Origin of the sequence: Luteimonas notoginsengisoli (assembly GCF_042648885.1) — a bacterium.
Taxonomy (GTDB): domain Bacteria; phylum Pseudomonadota; class Gammaproteobacteria; order Xanthomonadales; family Xanthomonadaceae; genus Luteimonas; species Luteimonas notoginsengisoli.
Genome location: NZ_JBHRYF010000004.1, coordinates 60,986 through 79,120 on the forward strand (window position 1 = coordinate 60,986; position 18,135 = coordinate 79,120).

Genomic DNA, 18,135 nt, shown 5'->3' on the forward strand with positions numbered 1-18,135 from the left:
TCCATCCCGATGTCCATCAGATGCCGCGATCCCAGTGCTCGTCGTAGCCTTTGCGCAGGCGGGCGAAATCCTCCTCCACCTCGGCCACGGTGCGATGCCCGCGCTGCTTGAGCAGGGAACGCTTGAGCCGCGACAGGTTGCCTTCGCGCCAGCGGGTGGCGGGGATCCGCAGCGTGCTGCGATCGAAGTCGATCATCCAGCCCTTCCCGTCCGCGTCGAACAGCAGGTTGTGGGCGTTGAGATCTGCGTGGTCGAGCCCGACGCGATGGAAGCGCGCGACCAGGCGCCCGGCCTGGTCCCAGGGTGCACTGTGGCCGTCGAGGGTGGCCAGGTCGGCCAGCGAACGCACGTCGAGCAGGCGTTCCATCAGGATCGAGGCGCGATACAACGGCCCCTCGCGCGTGTAGCTGGCCGCGATCGGTCGCGGCACGGGCAGGTCCTGCTTGAGCAGGTCGCGCAGCAGCCTGAACTCGGCGAAGCTGCGCACCCGGTCTGCGTCGCGCCACAGGTACCGGTCGCGGCTGATTTTCGCAGCCAGGCCACCGCGCAGGTACTGGCGCAGCACGCACGGGCCGTGCGAGGCATCGATGTACCACGCCCCGCCGCGGCCGCCGTCGCCGACCGGCTGCGCGCGCTCGCCCCAGGCCTCGGGGTCGAACCAGCGCGGATCGGCTTGCCGCAGCTGCGTCGCGTCGAACAGAATCGACCCCACACCGCGATCTCCGCGGCCGGCGCGGAACGGCGTCAGGCTTTCGGTAGCATCGAACGCGGCCATCCGGTGAGTCTAACAAGCGCATGCCTTCCGATCCCGTTATCCACGCCGTTCCGGCCGCGGCCGCCCCCCGCACGATCTGCCTGCTGCGCCTGTCGGCGCTCGGTGATGCCACGCACGTGGTTCCTCTGGTGCGCACCCTGCGCCGCGCCTGGCCGGACGCAGCGCTGAGCTGGGTGATCGGCAAGGCCGAGTACAGGTTGCTGGAAGGGCTGGAGGGCGTGGACTTCGTCGTCTACGACAAGAACACCGGCCTGGCAGGCATGCGCGCGCTGCGCCGGCACTTCGGCGGCCAGCGCTTCGACGCGCTGTTGCAGATGCAGGTCGCCGCGCGCGCCAACCTGCTGTCGGCGTTCGTGCCGGCGGTGCGCCGCATCGGCTACGACGGCGCGCGTTCCAAGGACCTGCACGGGCTGTTCGTCAACGAACGGATCCCCGCCCGCGCGGGAGTCCACGTGCTCGATGCGATCGGCAGCTTCTGCGAGCCATTGGGGCTGGCGCAGACCGAAGTGGCCTGGAACCTGCCGGTACCCGACGACGCCCGCGCCTGGGCGCGCGCGCAGTGGCCGGAAGACGGCGCGCCCACGCTGCTGATTTCGCCATGCTCCAGCCACGCCCTTCGCAACTGGCGCAGCGACCGCTACGCCGCCGTCGCCGACCATGCCGCGACGCGAGGCTGGCGCGTCGTGCTGTGCGGCGGACGCAGCGAGCTGGAGCGTACGACCGCCGACGCGATCTTGTCCGCGATGCAGGCGCCGGCGCTGGACCTGGTCGGCAAGGACACGCTCAAGCAGCTGCCCGCCCTGCTCGAGCGCGCCGACCTTGTGATGACGCCCGATTCGGGGCCGATGCACATCGCCAACGCGATGGGGACCAAGGTGCTCGGCCTGCACGCGGCCAGCAACCCGGCGCGCAGCGGCCCCTATTCCGACCGCCGCTACTGCGTCGATCGCTACGACGATGCCGCCTGCAAGTACCTGGGCAAGCCGGCGCGCGAGCTCAAGTGGGGCACGAAGATCGAACGCGAAGGCGTGATGGACCTGGTGACGGTGCAGGACGCCGTGGCGGCGTTCGAACGCTTCGCAGCGGAACGTTAACCAGTTCCCCGCCCGTCGCGGGAGCGGGGCCCGCCGCGAGCTTCTGGCCGGCGACGCGGGCGACGCGGAAATGCAGTGGGCGCGAAGAGGTTCGCGGCTTCGGCCGCTCCTGCGGACATCCTCTCGATGCGGATGCGATTCGGTGCCGCACCCCGAGGGCCGCTCCAGGCCATCCCGCAAGGACCTTCCAGGCGCACTGGCATACTCGCGCCCTCGTTCAACGCCCAAGGAGTGCCGCCCGATGGCAGCCTGGTTCACGGTCGTCGCGCCGTTCCTGCCGGACATCATCCAGATGGCCAAGCCGATGTTCACGCGCGACAAGGGCGCCGACAAGATCCCGCAGCAGATCAAGGAGCTGCAGGACGCGGCGACGCAAAACGCGGATGCGGTCAAGCAGCTGGCAGGCGAAATGCAGCGCACGCTGGCGTCCCTGCAGCAGGGGGCGAACCAGCTGGAAACCACGCTCGCGGCGCTGCAGCAGCGCAATGGCGAGCTGGAAACGGAGTTGCGGCGCACACACCGGTTGTCGCTGGTCGCGATGACGGCGGCATTGCTGGCTTTCGCGCTGTCCGCCTACGCTCTGGCGGCGTGACGCTGCGCGCCACGCCTGACGCCCCGCACAGAGTTCGAGTCCTGACCTGAAGGCCCGCGCGCCTGACCCCGTGAAGGCGCGGCCTCGAGCCGCGCCCGTCCATCCTTCAGGCGGCGCCGCCAGCCCCGTAGTCCTCGTAGGACTTTTCTTCGACGTAGCTGGAGCCGAGCGCGAGGTTGATCTCCTTCTTGATCCGCGCGCGGGTGTCGTTCTCGACATAGACGCTGCGGGCCAGGCGAATGAACTCGTCGTCGAAGGCCTGCGCCTTCTCCTTGATGCGGATGTCGTCCTCGATCACCCACAGACGTTCGTTGACCGCCTTGAGATCGGCGCGCATCCGGGCGATGTCGCCGCTGGCCGCGGGGTGCGCCATCCAGGTCTTTTCGAGGGCATCGAGCTCGTTGCGGACGTTGGCCAGCTTGGCCGGATCGGACATGCGCTCGGACTTGATCTGCAGGATGGCGATCTTGTCCAGCAGCTCGCCGAACGACACGGGGACGGAAATCTCGGACATGGGCCCTTCGCGGCTGGGAGAACGGCGTCCAGTGTACCGTTCTCGCCTTGTCCGCCACGGCGGCGGCCCGTATCATTGCGCCCCCGGTAGCAGCCACTGCCGTCGGGGAAGTTCCGGAGAGGTGGCAGAGCGGTTGAATGTACCTGACTCGAAATCAGGCAGGCGTTTATAGCGCCTCGGGGGTTCGAATCCCCCCCTCTCCGCCAGATTCGCACAGCGCCCCGAAAGGGGCGTTTTGCGTATCCGGGGACAGGGATTGGATGGATTCGGCCTGGTTCGGCCGACCATCAGGAAGCCGGGGCGTTTTCCGTTCCCTGCAATCCCCGGAATGACCCGCACCGAGGATTTTTCGCATGCCGGTGAAGCGAAGCCGGACCTTCGGCCCTGTAACCTTCGTGGCCATCGGCCCCAGGCGCCGCCTCCACGCCAGCGTCATGCACGTCTTCCTACTTTGCCGACCGGAGCCCCGCCTCCGTCCTGTTCAGCCCCGTTTTCGCGTTGTCCGGGACGAGAAGGTTCCCGCCCGCCGCTGCCACCAGAGTTGCCCATGATCGAATTCGGACACCTGACCCATGTCGGCCTGCGGCGCGAGCTGAACGAGGACACCTACTACGGCGACAGCGAGCTGGGCCTGTGGCTGGTGGCCGATGGCATGGGCGGGCACGAGTACGGCGAGGTGGCCAGCGCGCTGGCGCGCGAGGCGATCGTGCGCGAGATCCGCCAGGGCACGCCGCTGTCGCAGGCGATCCGGATCGCCGACGAGGAGATCATCCGCGCCTCGCGCAAGCGCAGCGACTCGTTGCCCATGGGCACCACCGTGGTGGCCGTGCGCATCGCCGGCAACCACTTCGAGGTGGCCTGGGTCGGCGACAGTCGCGTCTACCTGTGGCACGAGCGCACGCTGGCGCAGCTGTCGCAGGACCACAGCTACGTGCAGGAGCTGATCTCGCAGGGCACGATCACCGTCGACCAGGCACGCACCCACCCGCACCGCAACGTGGTGACCCAGGCGCTGGGCGTGACCGATCCGCAGAACCTCAACGTCGAAACCCTGTCCGGCGAGCTGCTGCCGGGCATGCAGCTGCTGCTATGCAGCGACGGCCTGACCGAGGAGGTCGACGACCGCGGCATCTCTCAGGTGCTGTCCCACACCGAATGCAGCGCCCAGGAGTGCGTCGACGGCCTGGTGGCCGCCGCGCTGGACGGCGGCGGCTCCGACAACGTCACCGTCGTGCTGGTGCGCCGCCACTGACCTGTCGTGCGCATGCGGTAGCGGCCATGGCCGTGATGGCCTGATTCGCGAACGCGTAGCCGTATGGCGGCTGCCACGCATCCCACGGGACGCGAACTTTTGCGACGTGACCACTTGCCGTGGGTGTTTGCCGCCACGGACCCCGAACGCACTGGCGACAGATTCCCGCTACAGGTCCCAGACCGCGCTGCCGGCTTTCCTGCGGATCGCTTCCAGCCGCGCCGCGTGTGCGACCAGGTCGGCCTCGTCGACCACGATCCTCGGCCGCGGCGCGAGCGCGGCGGCGCTGACGAACACCGTGGTCGTGCGCGTTTCCGCCACCTCGATGCTGCCGAATCCGATTTCACTCTGGCCGGCGGTCAGCGCGAGGTAGACCTCGGCCAGCAGCTGCGCGTCGAGCAGCGCGCCGTGCAGTTGCCGATGGGCATTGTCCACCCCCAGCCGCCGGCACAGTGCGTCGAGTGAGTTGCGCTGGCCCGGATAGCGGTGGCGCGCGAGTTCCAGCGAATCGAGGACCTGGGCGTGGTCGCGCAGGCGGCCGTAGTGGTCGCCCAGCCGCGACAGTTCGTGGTCGAGGAAGCCGACGTCGAACGCGGCGTTGTGGATCACCAGCTCGGCGCCGTCGATGAAGGCCAGGAACTCGTCGGCGATCGCGGCGAACTTCGGCTTGTCGGCAAGGAATTCCAGCGTCAGGCCGGTGACTTCCTGCGCGCCGGGCTCGAACTCGCGTTCGGGGTGGATGTACTGGTGGTACGTGCGCCCCGTCGGGCGGCGTTCGACCATCTCCACGCAGCCGATCTCGACGACGCGATTGCCCTTCTTCCATTCCAGGCCGGTGGTTTCGGTGTCGAGGATGATCTGGCGCATGGTCGGGGCAGGGAAAGGATCGGGGATCGGGGATTGGGGATCGGGGATCGGGAGAAGCTACAGCATCCCGCTCGCGACGGCCCTGAGCCTGATCGCCTCGTCGCGGGCAAGCACGTCGACGCGTTCGTTGTCGGGATCGCCGGAATGACCCTTCACCCAGCGCCAATCGATGCGATGGCGCGCGGTCGCGGCATGCAGTCGCTCCCAGAGATCGCGGTTCTTGACCGGCGCGCCGCCGGAAGTCTTCCAGTTGCGGCGCACCCAGTTCGGCATCCATTCGGTGATGCCCTGCCGCACGTACTGCGAATCGGTGTGCAGGACCACGCCGCACGGCTCGGTCAGCGTTTCCAGCGCCATGATCGCGGCCATCAGCTCCATGCGATTGTTGGTGGTCTGGGCTTCGCCGCCGGCCAGTTCGCGTTCGCGCGCGCCGTAGCGCAGCAGCGCCGCCCAGCCGCCGGGGCCGGGATTGCCCAGGCAGGCCCCGTCGGTGTGGATTTCGATCTGTTTCATGCAGCGGGAATTCCTTCGGGCAGCGGCAAGCGGAGGCGCTGGCGCACCGGCGTCAGCGGCCATGCGCGCTTCTCGGCGCAGATCGCATAGGCCGCGCGTACGCCGGGGCCGTCCTGCGGTTCGTGGGCGACGCGGACCTGCCAGCGGGGCCCCAGGCCCCGCGACACCGGCTCCGGCGTCAGCCCGGCCTCGCGCATCCGGCGGCGCCAGGTCAGGGGCTCGGCGGCGCCCAGCCCGGCGCCGCGCCAATACCAGCGATACGGCGCCAGGGGATTGAGCGCGAAAATCCACAGCCGCCCTCCGGGCGCGAGTACGCGGGCGCATTCGGCGAACAGCCCGCGTCCCTCCCGGCCGCGCGCCGCCACGTGCTGCAGCACGACCACGCCGATCGACTCGCTGGCCAGCGGCAGCGGCAGGCCGCACCGGGCGTCGCCGGACCAGCCATCGGCCGAGGCGACCAGATGCAGGCCGCTGCCGTCCACCGGGGTCACCTGCTCGACCGGGCCCAGCCACAGCCAGGGCAGCGCGGGGCGTTCGGCCAGGGCCCGCTCGACGGCCGGCCGCTCGCTTTCGAGCACGGCAAGCCCGGCGTCGGTGCGGAACCAGTCACGGGGGCTCGCGGGTTGACCGGTGGCGGAAAGGGGGGGCATGGTCGCCATTCTAACGATCCCGGGAACCACCCCCGATGCACCTGCTGCCGCTGCCGGCGTTCGAGGACAACTACATCTGGACGCTGCGCGACGGAGCCGGGCGCGCCCTGGTCGTCGATCCGGGCCAGGCCGACCCGGTCTTCGCCGCCGCCGACGGCCTGCAGCCGGCGGGGATCCTGCTGACCCACCACCACCCGGACCACATCGGCGGGGTGCAGGAACTGCTCGAGCGATGGCCGTCGCTGCCGGTGATCGGACCGCAGGACGACCGGATCCACATGGCGACACGGCGGGTTGGCGATGGCGACCGGGTCGAGCTGGCCGACTGGCGCTTCGAGGTTCTCGCCGTGCCGGGCCATACCGTGAGCCACATCGCATTCCACGGCGATGGGCTCTTGTTTTGCGGGGACACGCTGTTCAGTCTCGGTTGCGGGCGCCTGTTCGAGGGTACGCCGGCGCAGATGCTGGCCTCGCTCGACAAGCTGGCTGCCCTGCCCGGCGATACCCGCGTCTGCTGCGGTCACGAATACACCCTGTCCAACGCCGCGTTCGCGCGCGTGGTCGAACCCGAAAACCCGGCGCTCCTGCGCCGCATCGAGGAAGCCCAGGCGATGCGCCAATCCGGTCGTCCCACCCTCCCCAGCCACCTCGCGTCCGAACGCGAGACCAATCCGTTCCTTCGCGTCGACGTGCCCGCGGTTCACGCGGCGATCGTGAGCCACGCCGGGCATCCGATCGATGGCCGGGTCGACGCATTCGCCGCGCTTCGGCGCTGGAAAGACGGATTCCGCGCATGACGCGGTCCGCCGCGCGACGGCTGGCGTTGACGCTGGCTGGAGCGTTCGTGCTGTGCGGACCCTTGGTCGCCGGATCCCGGACCACGCCCGCGGCCGCGACTGCCGCGGTGCCCGCCTCCCCTGCCTCCCAAGCCACCTCGCCCGCCACGCGCAACGGCCGGGACATCTACGCCAGCTTCCGCGCAGGCCTGGCGGACCCTTCGTGTGGGCCTGAAACCAGCCAGCGCTGGCAGCGCCACTTCGCCGGCGCCCCGAAACGGCTGGCCGCCCATGACGACGACGTGCTGCCGCTGTTCGGCTACGTGGTCGACGCATTGCGCCAGGCCCACCTGCCGACCGAATACGCGCTGATCCCGTTTGTCGAGAGCGGCTACAAGCCGGGCGCCCGCAGCGGCTCGGGGCCGGCCGGGCTGTGGCAGTTCATCGCCTTGACCGCGCGCAACCACAAGATCGCGATCCGCCCCGGCTACGACGGCCGGCTGTCGCCGGTCGAATCCACGCAAGCCGCGGTCCGCTATCTCAAGACCCTGCACGGCATGTTCGCCGGCGACTGGCGGCTGGCGGTGATGGCCTACAACGCGGGCGAGTACCGAGTGCTCGGCGCACTCAAGCAAAGCGGCCAGCGTGCAATGGACGCCGATCCGGAAAAGCTTGTCGGGCTGTCCGGGATCACCCGGGCCTACGTGCGCAAGCTCCACGCGCTCTCCTGCGTGCTCGACCAGGCCGACGACCGCGGCGAATGGCTGCAGTCCCTGGATCGGCCGGTGGCAGTGCTCGCGCCCGAGCGACTGCCCGCCGGCACCACCAGCCTCGAAGCCTGGGCGCGCCAGCACGCGCTCGACCCGGCCAAGGTCAGGCGCATCAACCCGGCGTTCGCCAGCGGGCGCGTCGCCAAGGGTGGCCGCGTGATGCAGGTGCTGGTACCAGTGGCGGCGACCCGCATGGCCGCCGTGGACCCGGCGACGCCACCGGAGCGCGTCACCACGCTTGCCGACGCATCCGATGCCGTGGTCATCGAACCGTCGCCGGATGCCGCTGCGAAGGGCGGCACCGTGTCCCCGCCATCGGCGCGCACCCACACCGTCCAGCGCGGCGACTCGATCTGGCGCCTGGCCAAACGCTACGGCGTGGGTCGCGCCGAGTTGCTCGAACGCAACGGCCTGTCGGCCGCCGAGGTGCTGCGGCCCGGCGATGTCCTGCAGATCGACGCACCCGTCGCGGCCGCAGCCGCCGCCGGCGCTGCCGCTGCCGCGAACTTGTCGGCCGTGCCAGAATAGAGCGGTAGCTCAACCAGCGAGAACACCATGGGTTTCCTGCAAGGCAAACGCGCCCTGATCACGGGCATCGCCAGCCAGCGCTCGATCGCCACCGGCATCGCCGAGGCCATGCACCGCCAGGGCGCCGAACTGGCCCTCACCTACCAGACCGACAAGCTGCGCTCGCGCGTGGAAGACGCCGCGAAGGAGTACGGCTCCAACCTCGTGCTGCCGCTGGACGTGGCGTCCGACGAGCAGATCGACACCTGTTTCGCCGAGCTCGGCAAGCACTGGCCCGACGGTTTCGACATCCTCGTCCACTGCATCGCCTACGCCCCACGCGAGGCGATCGGCGGCGATTTCCTCGACGGCCTGACCCGCGAGAACTTCGCCATCGCCCAGGATATTTCAGCCTATTCGCTGGCGGCGCTGGCGAAAGCCGCGCGGCCCCAGATGAAGGGCCGCAACGGCGCGATCCTGACCCTGAGCTATCTGGGCTCGATCCGCGCGCTGCAGAACTACAACGTCATGGGCGTGGCCAAGGCCAGCCTGGAATCGACGGTGCGCTACCTGGCGCTCAACCTTGGCCCGGAGGGCACCCGCGTCAACGCGATCTCCGCCGGACCGATCAAGACCCTGGCCGCGTCGGGTGTCGGCAACTTCCGCAAGATGCTGAGCACGTTTGAAGCCACGGCGCCGCTGCGCCGCAACGTCACCATCGAGGACGTGGGCAACGCCGCCGCGTTCCTGTGTTCCGACCTGGCGGCCGGCATCACCGGCGAAGTCACCTATGTCGACGCCGGCTTCAGCGTCGTGGGCATGGGCGGGATCGACTAGGCACACTTGCTCCCGGCGCCGCCACGACGCCAGTCATGCAAAGAAAAAGCCCGGCAATGCCGGGCTTTTTTGTTGATCGCGCCGGCCTCAGAGCCGTGATTCGGCGACCGTGATCTTCATCCGCTTGCGCAGCGCCTTGAGCATGCCGGAGGCATCCTCGTTGCCGGCAATCTGCGCGAGCTGCTGCCGCAGCGCGGTGCGTTCCTGTTCCGACGCTTCCTTCGGATCGCCCGGCGTGACCTTGGTCACCGCGAACACCACCGCGCTGCCGTTGTCCAGCATGACCCGGCCGGGCGACACCTTGCCGGTCGCGGGGACGGGCACCTCGAAATATGCCTCCGTCGCCGCCGGATCCGGCACCGGCACGCCCCGCGGTACGTTGGGAACGTCCTGCGCGGCCAAGCCCTGCGCCGACGCCAGGGCAGACAGCGCCTCGCCGGCCTTGAGCTTGGCGACCATCGCATCGGCCGCCGCCTGCGTCGCCTTGCGCATGCGGTCGCCGCGGATCTCGGCGGCCACCCGGTCCTTCACCTCGGACAGCGCCAGCGCGCGCTCCGGCGTATGCGCGGTGACGCGGAGCACGACACTGTGCCCGGGAGCGATCTCGATCGGATCGCTCACCGTGCCGTCCTGGACCAGCGATTCGGAGAATGCCGCGCGCACCACCGCCTGGTTGGCGGCGATCCCCGTGCCCTGCCCGCGCGCGAACGGCCCAAGCTTCTGCACCGGCAGGTTCACCGCGCGCGCGGCGGGTGCGAGCGCACTGGGATTCTTCAATACCTGGTCGATCAGCTTGCCGGTGAGTTCGTTGAACGCGCGCTCGCGGTCGACGTCGCCCTGCTCACGCGCGAGCTGCTCGCGCGCGTCCTCGAACGAGGTCTGCTTGCCGCTCTTGACCTCGCGCAGCTGGATCACGTGCCAGCCGAAATCACTCTTGACCGGCGCACTCACCTCGCCCGCCTCCATCGCGAACAGCGCGTCCTCGAACGGCTTGACCATGCCGCCATCGTGCGCGATCCAGCCCAGGTCGCCGCCATTTTCCTTCGAGCCGGCGTCATCGGACTCCGCGCGGGCGAGCGCCGCGAAATCCGCACCGGGCTTGCGCGCCTCGGCGGCAATCCTGGCGGCCTTTTCTTCGGCCGCCTTCCGCGCCCCGGCGTCCGCTCCGGGTGCCACGTTGACCAGGATGTGCGAGGCAAGGCGCTGCTCGGGGTCGACGAAGCGCGCCTTCTCCTGGTCATAGCGCGCGCGCAAGGCCGCCTCGTCGGCGGCCGCCGGCGCGGGCAGCGCGGCGGAGTCGATGTCCACGTACTCGATCGACACGGTTTCCGGCGCGCGGTATTCAGCCTTGTGGGCGTCGTACCAGCGGCTGGCTTCGGCATCGGTGACCGGCGCGGTGTCCGCTGCCGGGGGCGGCAGCACAACGAACGACACGTCGCGGCGCTCGCCGATCAGCTTCATCAGCCGATCCATTTCCGACGGGGTCACGAACGCCGAAGCGGCGACCTGGCTGGCAACGAGCGCCTGCTGCAGGCCCTCGCGGATGCGCTGCTCGAAGCTGCGCGGCGACATCGCCGGCACCTGCGACGCAAGGGCGAGCTGGTAGCGCTGCGGATCGAACTTGCCGTCGACCTGGAACGCGGGGATCGACTGGATCACGTCACGCACCTGCGCATCGCTCACCGCGATGCCGGCGCGCTTGGCGGACATCCGCATCACCAACTGGTCGACCAGCCCGTCGAGCACCTTGCGCTTGTTGTCGATGCTTTCGAACTCGCGTGGATCGAAATTGTCGCCCAGCGCCTGGCGCTGCTGCTGGCGCGCCTGCTCGAATGCGTCGCGGAACTCGTTCTGGTCGATCTCGTCGCGCTGCCACAGCATCGTCACCGGCCACCAGGACGGCGCCGACTGCCACCACTTCGGCGGCGCCTCGACCTTGGCGGTGAACGTCTGGTTGTTCTGGAAGAGGTACTGCTCCATGCCGAAGAAGGCAAACGGGATGCACAGCAGCCCAAGGACCACCATGGCGATCCAGCCGGAGGTTTTTTCGCGGAGTTTCTGCAGCATCGGTCGGCAATGTCGGGACGAAGCGGGCCAGTTTACCTGCAATGGACCCGACCGGCCCCACCTGGGCAGCGGCACAAAAAAAGAGGGCACCGTGTCCGGTGCCCTCTTTGGATGATTGGCGGAGTGGACGGGACTCGAACCCGCGACCTCCGGCGTGACAGGCCAGCATTCTAACCAACTGAACTACCACTCCGCTTCTCTTGAACTTCGCGCCTCGCCCGACTGGTGGGTGCTGAGGGTTTCGAACCCCCGACCCTCTCCGTGTAAAGGAGACGCTCTACCGCTGAGCTAAGCACCCGGTGCCTGGCTTGACCGGTAAGACTCACCCGGCCGGCGGGCTGATCAGTTTACGGCATCCTTGAGCGCCTTGCCAGCCTTGAATGCAGGATTTTTCGCGGCCGCGATCTGGATCTCCTCGCCGGTGCGCGGATTGCGCCCGGTGCGGGCCGCACGGTCGCGCACGTCGAAGGTGCCGAAACCGACGAGGTTGACGCTTTCGCCCGCCTTCAGCGCGCCGGTGATCGAGCCGACAACGGCGTCGACCGCACGGCCGGCATCGACCTTGGACAGGCCGGAGTGGGCGGAAACAGCGTCGATCAATTCGTTCTTGTTCATTGGACTGGAAACTCCCTGTGCGGACAATCGCCCGCTCGATGGTGGTGGCCGGATCGTCCTGCGCGCAGCGCAGGTCTACCGGACCTTGGTGACCCGATGCACGTGTGTGGACTGCTTCGTGGTTGTGGCCGTTATACCAGTGGGGTATAGGGGGTGCAATACGAAAAAACCGCGGAAAACGCCGGGCTTCCGTGCATTTTCATGGCAAACGGAAAAACGTCAATGCTTGACATCCGCGGGTGCCGACGCCTTGCCTGATTCCCGCCTCACCTCTTCCACGCCTTCGGCGACCACCTTGGGCGCAAGCGGCCGCTCCAGCGCGAGGTCGAGCACCTCGTCGATCCATTTCACCGGCACGATCTTCATCGTCTCGGTGACGCTCTTCGGGATGTCGGCCAGGTCCTTTCGGTTTTCATCCGGGATGATCACCGTGCGGATGCCGCCACGCAGCGCAGCGAGCAGCTTTTCCTTCAGGCCGCCGATTGCGGTGACCTTGCCACGCAGCGTGATTTCGCCAGTCATCGCCACGTCGGCGCGCACCGGTATCTTGGTCAGGGTCGAGACCAGCGACGTCGCCATCGCGATGCCCGCGCTCGGTCCGTCCTTTGGCGTCGCGCCGTCGGGCACGTGCACGTGCACGTCGAGCTTCTGCAGGAAGTCCAGTTCAATTCCCAGCCGGTCGGTGCGCGCGCGCACCACCGACAGCGCCGCCGATGCCGATTCCTTCATCACGTCGCCGAGCTGGCCGGTGAGGATCAGGTTGCCCTTGCCCGGCACAAGCGTCGACTCGATCTGCAGCAGGTCGCCGCCCACCTCGGTCCACGCCAGGCCGGTGACCAGGCCGATCTCGTTGTCCTGCTCCGCGCGACCGTAGTCGAACCGCTGCACGCCCAGATATTTCTCGAGGTTCTTCGACGCCACGCCGAGCGCGCGCGGCTTCCTCTTGCGAGCGCTCGCGGGCGGCGGGCCCTGCAGCGCGATCTCCTTGACCACCTTGCGGCAGATCTTGGCGATTTCGCGTTCAAGGTTGCGCACGCCAGACTCGCGCGTGTAGTAGCGCACGATGTCCTGGATCGCACTCTCGGCGATCTTCAACTCGCCTTCGCGCAGGCCGTTCGCCTTCATCTGCTTGGGCACGAGATAGCGCATCGCGATGTTGATCTTCTCGTCCTCGGTGTAGCCGGGGATGCGAATGACCTCCATGCGATCCAGCAGCGGGCCGGGGATGTTGAGCGAGTTGGACGTCGCCACGAACATCACCTCCGACAGGTCGAGGTCGACTTCGAGGTAATGGTCGTTGAACGAATTGTTCTGCTCGGGGTCGAGCACCTCCAGCAGCGCCGACGACGGATCGCCGCGGAAGTCCATCGACATCTTGTCGATTTCGTCGAGCATGAAAAGAGGATTCCGCGTGCCGACCTTGGTGAGGTTCTGCACGATGCGCCCCGGCATGGAACCGACGTAGGTCCGCCGATGCCCGCGGATCTCGGCCTCGTCGCGCACGCCGCCCAGCGACATGCGCACGAACTTGCGATTGGTCGCCTTGGCGATCGACTGCCCGAGCGAGGTCTTGCCGACGCCGGGCGGACCGACCAGGCACAGGATTGCGCCCTTCATCTGCTTCACCCGGGTCTGCACCGCGAGGTACTCGAGGATCCTTTCCTTGACCTTGTCCAGGCCGTAGTGGTCGGCGTCGAGCACTTCCTGCGCGGCCGCCAGGTCCTTGCGCACCTTGCTGCGCTTCTTCCACGGAACGCCCAACACCCATTCGAGGTAGTTGCGCACCACCGCGGCTTCGGCCGACATCGGCGACATTTGCTTGAGCTTGTTGAACTCGGCGCGAGCCTTGGCTTCGACTGCCTTGGGCATGCCCGCCCCCGCGATCTTGCGCGCGATCTCCTCGATGTCGTTCGGCGCGTCGTCGATCTCGCCAAGCTCCTTCTGGATCGCCTTCATCTGCTCGTTGAGGTAGTACTCGCGCTGGCTTTTCTCCATCTGCGACTTCACCCGGCCGCGGATGCGCTTCTCCATCTGCTGCACGTCGATCTCGCCGTCGACGAAGCCGACCAGCAGCTCGAGGCGATCAGCGACATCGATGGTGTCCAATAGGCGCTGCTTGTCCGCCAGCCGCACGCCCAGGTGCGCCGCGATGGTGTCCGCGAGGCGGCCGGGCTCGTCGATGCCCGACAGCGTCTGCAGCAGTTCCGGCGGCAGCTTGCGATTGGTCTTGACGTACTGCTCGAACAAGCTCATCAGCGAACGCGCCACGGCCTCGACCTCGCGCGGATCGCGCGTGCCCGGCGATTCCACCGCGGTGCCGTTGCCCACCAGGCAGCCGTCGCGCTCGGCGATGGCGTCCACGCGCACGCGCGACACGCCTTCGACCAGCACCTTGATCGTGCCGTCGGGGAGCTTGAGCAGCTGCAGCACCTGGGCGAGCGTGCCGATCTCGTACAGGTCGCCAGCGTCGGGGTCGTCGGTTTCGGCGGACTTCTGCGCGACCAGGAGGATGCGCTTGTCGGCTTCCATCGCCAGATCAAGGGCCCGGATGGACTTCTCGCGACCCACGAACAGCGGGATCACCATGTGCGGGAACACGACCACGTCGCGCAGCGGCAGGACCGGCAGGTCCCGGGCCGGACCGGGTCCGGAATCGAGCGTTTCACGTGGGGCGGAACTGGTCATGGGAACTCCGAAAAGGACCGCGCGCGGCGGTTGCGGCGGCGATGGCTTCGTTATGGGGCGCGCGGGCTGGCGATGCAAGCAGGAAGGGCCGCTGGATCGCAGCGGCCCTTCATGATCACCATGGAATCAACGGCTTGGCGGCAATTCGCCGCCGTGACTCGCCGTGGCCGGCTACTCGGCCGCGGCCACTTTGGGCGCCGCCGGCGGCGTCTGGTAGATCAGGTACGGATCGGACTTGTGTTCGATGACCGATTCGTCCACGACCACCTTGCTGACGTTCTCCAGCGAGGGCAGGTCGTACATCGTGTCCAGCAGCACCGACTCCACGATGGTCCGCAGGCCGCGGGCGCCGGTCTTGCGCTTGAGCGCCTTGCGGGCGATCGCGGCGAGTGCGTCCTGGCGGAACTCCAGTTCCACGCCTTCCATGTCGAACAGCTTGCGGAACTGCTTGGTGATCGCGTTCTTCGGCTCGGTCAGGATCTTGACCAGCGCCGCCTCATCGAGCTCCTCGAGCGTGGCGACCACCGGCAGGCGACCGACGAACTCGGGGATCAGGCCGAACTTGATCAGGTCCTCGGGCTCGACGTCGGCCAGCACCTTGCCCACCTCGACCTTGCGCTCGGCGCTCTTGAGCTTGGCGCCGAAACCGATGCCGCTCGAATCGGTGCTGCGCTGCTGGATGATCTTGTCCAGCCCCGCGAACGCGCCGCCGACGATGAACAGGATGTTGCGGGTGTCGACCTGCAGGAATTCCTGCTGCGGATGCTTGCGCCCGCCCTGCGGCGGCACGCTGGCCACGGTGCCCTCGATCAGCTTGAGCAGGGCCTGCTGCACGCCTTCGCCGGACACGTCGCGGGTGATCGAGGGGTTCTCGCTCTTGCGCGAGATCTTGTCGATCTCGTCGATGTAGACGATGCCCTGCTGCGCCTTGTCGACGTCGTAGTCGCATTTCTGCAGCAGCTTCTGGATGATGTTCTCCACGTCCTCGCCGACGTAGCCGGCTTCGGTCAGCGTGGTGGCATCGGCCATGGTGAACGGCACGTTGAGCATCCGCGCCAGCGTTTCGGCCAGCAGCGTCTTGCCCGAACCGGTCGGGCCGACCAGCAGGATGTTGGACTTCGCCAGTTCGACGTCGTCGTTCTTCTGCCGGCTCTCGATGCGCTTGTAATGGTTGTACACGGCGACCGCGAGCGTGCGCTTGGCGCGCGCCTGGCCGATCACGTACTGGTCGAGGACTTCCAGGATCTCCTTGGGCTTGGGCAGCGAGCTGCGCGCAGACTGCGCCTTCTCCTCGAGTTCCTCGCGGATGATGTCGTTGCACAGCTCGACGCATTCGTCGCAGATGAACACGCTCGGGCCCGCAATCAGCTTGCGAACCTCGTGCTGGCTCTTCCCGCAAAACGAGCAATACAGGATCTTGCTGTTGTCGCCGGAACGGCCTTGTCTGTCTTCGGTCATGCCTTTGGTCGATCTTTGCGGATTACGGTTCGAGAATAGCATAGCGTCCGCTCCCGCAAACGCGGGGGCGGGACGCCGGATGCCTCAATGAAATCAGTCAGTTACGAAGGCTGGATGGACTCTTCCGGACGCCGCTCCAGGACCTCGTCGACCAGCCCGTATTCCTTGGCCGCCTCGGCGCTCTTGAAGTTGTCGCGCTCGGTGTCGTTGGCGATCGTCTCGAACGACTGCCCGGTGTGGCGGGCAAGGATCTCGTTCAGGCGCTGGCGCAGGGTCAGGATCTCGCGCGCCTGGATCTCGATGTCGGTCGCCTGGCCCTGCGAACCGCCGGACGGCTGGTGGATCATCACCCGCGAGTTGGGCAGCGCGTAGCGCTTGCCCTTGGCGCCGGACGCCAGCAGCAACGCGCCCATGCTGGCCGCTTGGCCGATGCAGATCGTGCTGACATCGGGCTTGATGAACTGCATGGTGTCGTAGATCGACATGCCGGCCGTGACGACGCCGCCGGGCGAGTTGATGTACAGGCTGATGTCCTTCTCGGGGTTCTCGGCCTCGAGGAACAGCATCTGCGCGACGATCACGTTCGCCATGTGGTCATCGATGGCGCCGACGAGGAAGATCACCCGCTCCTTGAGCAGGCGCGAATAGATGTCGTAGGCGCGTTCGCCGCGGCTGGTCTGTTCGACCACCATGGGAACGAGGTTCAACGCTGTTTCGGGCTTGTGCACTGTCTACCTGCCTGGGTGTTGCTGGAAAACCCGCGCATGGATGCGCAGGCCTAGCGGGGGACCCGCACCGCGTCAGCTTCCGATCGCTTCCTGGAAGGACATGGCCTGCTCCGTGTGCTGGGCGCGCTCGGCGATCCAGTCGATCACCTGCTCTTCCATCACCCGGTTCTGCAGTCCCGACATGAGTTGGGGATCGTTGCGGTACAACTCAACGACCTGGTCTGGCTCCTCGTAGGTCGAGGCGATCAGGCGCAGCGTCTCGTTCAGACGCTTGGGATCCAGGCGCAGCTCGTTGCGGCGGGCGACCTCGCCCACCACCAGGCCGACCAGGACCCGCTTGCGGGCCGCGTCCATGAAACCCTCGTGGGCATTGTCCGGCACTTCGGCCTGCTGACCCTGACGGCGCGCCTGCTCGACCGCCTGCTGGAGCATCGCCCTGGCTTCGTTCTCGACCAGCTTCGGCGGCATTTCCACTTCCGCGTATGCGCTGGCAAGGTTCTCGCCGACCTGGCGGCGAAGCCGGTTCATCAGCGCGCCCTTGAGCTCGCGCTCGAGATTGGCGCGGATGTCCGACCGGAACTGGTCCAGCTCGCCGCTCTTGACGCCGAAGCTGCGAATGAACGCCGCATCGACTTCCGGCAGCACCTGCTCGGACACCTGTTCGATCTTCACGTGCACCTGCGCGGTCTTGCCGGCCAGCTGCGGGACGCGCCAGTCCGCGGGGAAGGTCACTTCCACGGTCTTCTCGTCGCCCTTGGCCATGCCGACCAGCGCGTTCTCGATCTCCGGATACATGCCGCCGGTGCCGATCACGGTCACGCCGCGCTCGGCGCCCTCGGCCGGCAGGCGCTCGTCGCCGACCTGCGACCAGGTTTCCACGTCGACGGCGTCCTCGGCCTGGGCCGGGCGCGTCACCGCGGTCCAGCTGCGGCGCTGCATGCGCAGGTTCTCGATCATGCGGTCGATGTCGGCTTCGGCCACCTCGGCCGTGTGGCGGGTGATGCTGAGCCTGGACACGTCGATCTCGCCGAAGTCCGGCACCACTTCGAACGTGGCCACGTAGGCCAACTCCTTGTCGCCGGCGTCCTCGCTGCGCTCGATCCTCGGGCTGCCGGCCAGGCGCAACGCGTTGTCGCGCACCGCCTCGTCGAAGCCTTCGCGGAGCAAGCCGTCGAGGATCTCGCCGCGCACCTGCTCGCCGTAGCGCTGCTCGATGACCTTGGCGGGGACCTTGCCGGGGCGGAAGCCCTTGATCCGGGCGGTGCGCGCGATGTCCCGCAGGCGACTGCCCACCTGGTCCTCGAAGCGCTCTGTCGGAAGGCGGAACGTCATCCGGCGTTCGAGATTGCCCACGGACTCCACCGATACACGTGCATCTACAGCTGGCATACCCTCTCCTGCGATCCGCGAGGCCTTCGCGGGATGATGTTGGAAA

17 protein-coding genes and 3 tRNA genes are annotated in these 18,135 nt (G+C 67.8%); 7 read left to right on the top strand and 13 right to left on the bottom strand.

What is annotated here, in order from left to right; genetic code table 11:
• Window positions 1-16: 16 nt before the first annotated feature.
• Window positions 17-775: a 3-deoxy-D-manno-octulosonic acid kinase gene (locus tag ACFOM9_RS07650; protein ID WP_386708506.1), complete on the bottom strand. Its 759-nt coding sequence runs from the start codon at window positions 773-775 to the stop codon at window positions 17-19.
• A gap of 20 nt (window positions 776-795) precedes the next feature.
• On the opposite strand from ACFOM9_RS07650, the gene ACFOM9_RS07655 reads away from it, so the two are divergent.
• Entirely contained in the window at window positions 796-1,869 is a 1,074-nt protein-coding gene (locus ACFOM9_RS07655) for a glycosyltransferase family 9 protein (protein WP_386708509.1), read from the top strand.
• 241 nt (window positions 1,870-2,110) lie between these two features.
• Entirely contained in the window at window positions 2,111-2,461 is a 351-nt protein-coding gene (locus ACFOM9_RS07660) for a hypothetical protein (RefSeq protein ID WP_386708512.1), read from the top strand.
• A 106-nt stretch (window positions 2,462-2,567) separates the two neighbouring features.
• On the opposite strand, the gene ACFOM9_RS07665 is transcribed toward ACFOM9_RS07660, so the two are convergent.
• On the bottom strand, window positions 2,568-2,975 hold the full coding sequence (locus tag ACFOM9_RS07665) for a DUF6165 family protein (RefSeq protein ID WP_386708515.1): 408 nt from the start codon (window positions 2,973-2,975) through the stop codon (window positions 2,568-2,570).
• Between the two features lie 115 nt (window positions 2,976-3,090).
• Here ACFOM9_RS07665 and ACFOM9_RS07670 point away from each other — a divergent pair.
• A tRNA-Ser gene (locus tag ACFOM9_RS07670) sits at window positions 3,091-3,181 on the top strand.
• A 341-nt stretch (window positions 3,182-3,522) separates the two neighbouring features.
• Window positions 3,523-4,227 carry a PP2C family protein-serine/threonine phosphatase gene (locus ACFOM9_RS07675; RefSeq protein WP_386708518.1) on the top strand — a complete coding sequence of 235 codons (705 nt, stop codon included), beginning with the start codon at window positions 3,523-3,525 and terminating at the stop codon, window positions 4,225-4,227.
• Window positions 4,228-4,395: 168 nt separating this feature from the next.
• On the opposite strand, the gene dnaQ is transcribed toward ACFOM9_RS07675, so the two are convergent.
• From dnaQ to ACFOM9_RS07690, 3 genes are read right to left on the bottom strand one after another with little or no spacing between them, the layout of a single operon-like run.
• Window positions 4,396-5,094: a DNA polymerase III subunit epsilon gene (gene dnaQ, locus ACFOM9_RS07680; RefSeq protein ID WP_386708521.1), complete on the bottom strand. Its 699-nt coding sequence runs from the start codon at window positions 5,092-5,094 to the stop codon at window positions 4,396-4,398.
• 57 nt (window positions 5,095-5,151) lie between these two features.
• Window positions 5,152-5,607 carry a ribonuclease HI gene (gene rnhA / locus ACFOM9_RS07685; protein ID WP_386708524.1) on the bottom strand — a complete coding sequence of 152 codons (456 nt, stop codon included), beginning with the start codon at window positions 5,605-5,607 and terminating at the stop codon, window positions 5,152-5,154.
• Window positions 5,604-6,257, bottom strand: coding sequence for a methyltransferase domain-containing protein (locus tag ACFOM9_RS07690; protein WP_386708527.1), 654 nt, complete (start codon window positions 6,255-6,257; stop codon window positions 5,604-5,606). Before ACFOM9_RS07690 ends, rnhA begins: the two co-directional genes overlap by 4 nt.
• A gap of 35 nt (window positions 6,258-6,292) precedes the next feature.
• On the opposite strand from ACFOM9_RS07690, the gene gloB reads away from it, so the two are divergent.
• The 3 genes from gloB to ACFOM9_RS07705 are packed head-to-tail and all read left to right on the top strand — an operon-like array spanning window position 6,293 to window position 9,147.
• Window positions 6,293-7,054, top strand: coding sequence for a hydroxyacylglutathione hydrolase (gloB, locus tag ACFOM9_RS07695; RefSeq protein WP_386708530.1), 762 nt, complete (start codon window positions 6,293-6,295; stop codon window positions 7,052-7,054).
• The gene (locus ACFOM9_RS07700; protein ID WP_386708533.1) at window positions 7,051-8,331 is read left to right on the top strand and encodes a lytic transglycosylase domain-containing protein; all 1,281 of its coding nucleotides are present in this window, start codon (window positions 7,051-7,053) and stop codon (window positions 8,329-8,331) included. Before gloB ends, ACFOM9_RS07700 begins: the two co-directional genes overlap by 4 nt.
• Before the next feature lie 27 nt (window positions 8,332-8,358).
• Window positions 8,359-9,147 carry an enoyl-ACP reductase FabI gene (locus ACFOM9_RS07705; protein WP_386708536.1) on the top strand — a complete coding sequence of 263 codons (789 nt, stop codon included), beginning with the start codon at window positions 8,359-8,361 and terminating at the stop codon, window positions 9,145-9,147.
• 87 nt (window positions 9,148-9,234) lie between these two features.
• Here ACFOM9_RS07705 and ACFOM9_RS07710 read toward each other — a convergent pair whose 3' ends face one another.
• From ACFOM9_RS07710 to tig, 8 genes are all read right to left on the bottom strand, one after another.
• A complete protein-coding gene (locus ACFOM9_RS07710) occupies window positions 9,235-11,214 on the bottom strand; it encodes a SurA N-terminal domain-containing protein (RefSeq protein WP_386708539.1) in 1,980 nt (659 codons plus the stop codon).
• 116 nt (window positions 11,215-11,330) lie between these two features.
• Window positions 11,331-11,407: transfer RNA gene (locus tag ACFOM9_RS07715), tRNA-Asp, on the bottom strand.
• Between the two features lie 30 nt (window positions 11,408-11,437).
• A tRNA-Val gene (locus ACFOM9_RS07720) sits at window positions 11,438-11,512 on the bottom strand.
• A gap of 44 nt (window positions 11,513-11,556) precedes the next feature.
• Entirely contained in the window at window positions 11,557-11,829 is a 273-nt protein-coding gene (locus tag ACFOM9_RS07725) for an HU family DNA-binding protein (protein WP_386708542.1), read from the bottom strand.
• Window positions 11,830-12,048: 219 nt separating this feature from the next.
• Window positions 12,049-14,514 carry an endopeptidase La gene (lon, locus tag ACFOM9_RS07730; protein ID WP_386708545.1) on the bottom strand — a complete coding sequence of 822 codons (2,466 nt, stop codon included), beginning with the start codon at window positions 14,512-14,514 and terminating at the stop codon, window positions 12,049-12,051.
• A gap of 171 nt (window positions 14,515-14,685) precedes the next feature.
• Window positions 14,686-15,972: an ATP-dependent Clp protease ATP-binding subunit ClpX gene (gene clpX / locus ACFOM9_RS07735; protein WP_386708548.1), complete on the bottom strand. Its 1,287-nt coding sequence runs from the start codon at window positions 15,970-15,972 to the stop codon at window positions 14,686-14,688.
• Window positions 15,973-16,073: 101 nt separating this feature from the next.
• On the bottom strand, window positions 16,074-16,700 hold the full coding sequence (gene clpP / locus ACFOM9_RS07740; RefSeq protein WP_386708551.1) for an ATP-dependent Clp endopeptidase proteolytic subunit ClpP: 627 nt from the start codon (window positions 16,698-16,700) through the stop codon (window positions 16,074-16,076).
• A gap of 72 nt (window positions 16,701-16,772) precedes the next feature.
• A complete protein-coding gene (tig, locus tag ACFOM9_RS07745; RefSeq protein ID WP_386708554.1) occupies window positions 16,773-18,089 on the bottom strand; it encodes a trigger factor in 1,317 nt (438 codons plus the stop codon).
• Window positions 18,090-18,135: the final 46 nt, after the last annotated feature.

Bases quoted from the DNA above. Each gene is read 5' to 3' on its own strand.
- gloB (WP_386708530.1), top strand. From the start codon at position 6,293: ATGCACCTGCTGCCGCTGCCGGCGTTCGAGGACAACTACATCTGGACG.
- ACFOM9_RS07705 (WP_386708536.1), top strand. From the start codon at position 8,359: ATGGGTTTCCTGCAAGGCAAACGCGCCCTGATCACGGGCATCGCCAGC.
- tig (WP_386708554.1), bottom strand. From the start codon at position 18,089: ATGCCAGCTGTAGATGCACGTGTATCGGTGGAGTCCGTGGGCAATCTC.
- ACFOM9_RS07665 (WP_386708515.1), bottom strand. From the start codon at position 2,975: ATGTCCGAGATTTCCGTCCCCGTGTCGTTCGGCGAGCTGCTGGACAAG.
- dnaQ (WP_386708521.1), bottom strand. From the start codon at position 5,094: ATGCGCCAGATCATCCTCGACACCGAAACCACCGGCCTGGAATGGAAG.
- lon (WP_386708545.1), bottom strand. From the start codon at position 14,514: ATGACCAGTTCCGCCCCACGTGAAACGCTCGATTCCGGACCCGGTCCG.
- ACFOM9_RS07725 (WP_386708542.1), bottom strand. From the start codon at position 11,829: ATGAACAAGAACGAATTGATCGACGCTGTTTCCGCCCACTCCGGCCTG.
- rnhA (WP_386708524.1), bottom strand. From the start codon at position 5,607: ATGAAACAGATCGAAATCCACACCGACGGGGCCTGCCTGGGCAATCCC.
- ACFOM9_RS07675 (WP_386708518.1), top strand. From the start codon at position 3,523: ATGATCGAATTCGGACACCTGACCCATGTCGGCCTGCGGCGCGAGCTG.
- ACFOM9_RS07650 (WP_386708506.1), bottom strand. From the start codon at position 775: ATGGCCGCGTTCGATGCTACCGAAAGCCTGACGCCGTTCCGCGCCGGC.
- clpX (WP_386708548.1), bottom strand. From the start codon at position 15,972: ATGACCGAAGACAGACAAGGCCGTTCCGGCGACAACAGCAAGATCCTG.
- ACFOM9_RS07700 (WP_386708533.1), top strand. From the start codon at position 7,051: ATGACGCGGTCCGCCGCGCGACGGCTGGCGTTGACGCTGGCTGGAGCG.
- ACFOM9_RS07660 (WP_386708512.1), top strand. From the start codon at position 2,111: ATGGCAGCCTGGTTCACGGTCGTCGCGCCGTTCCTGCCGGACATCATC.
- ACFOM9_RS07655 (WP_386708509.1), top strand. From the start codon at position 796: ATGCCTTCCGATCCCGTTATCCACGCCGTTCCGGCCGCGGCCGCCCCC.
- ACFOM9_RS07690 (WP_386708527.1), bottom strand. From the start codon at position 6,257: ATGCCCCCCCTTTCCGCCACCGGTCAACCCGCGAGCCCCCGTGACTGG.
- ACFOM9_RS07710 (WP_386708539.1), bottom strand. From the start codon at position 11,214: ATGCTGCAGAAACTCCGCGAAAAAACCTCCGGCTGGATCGCCATGGTG.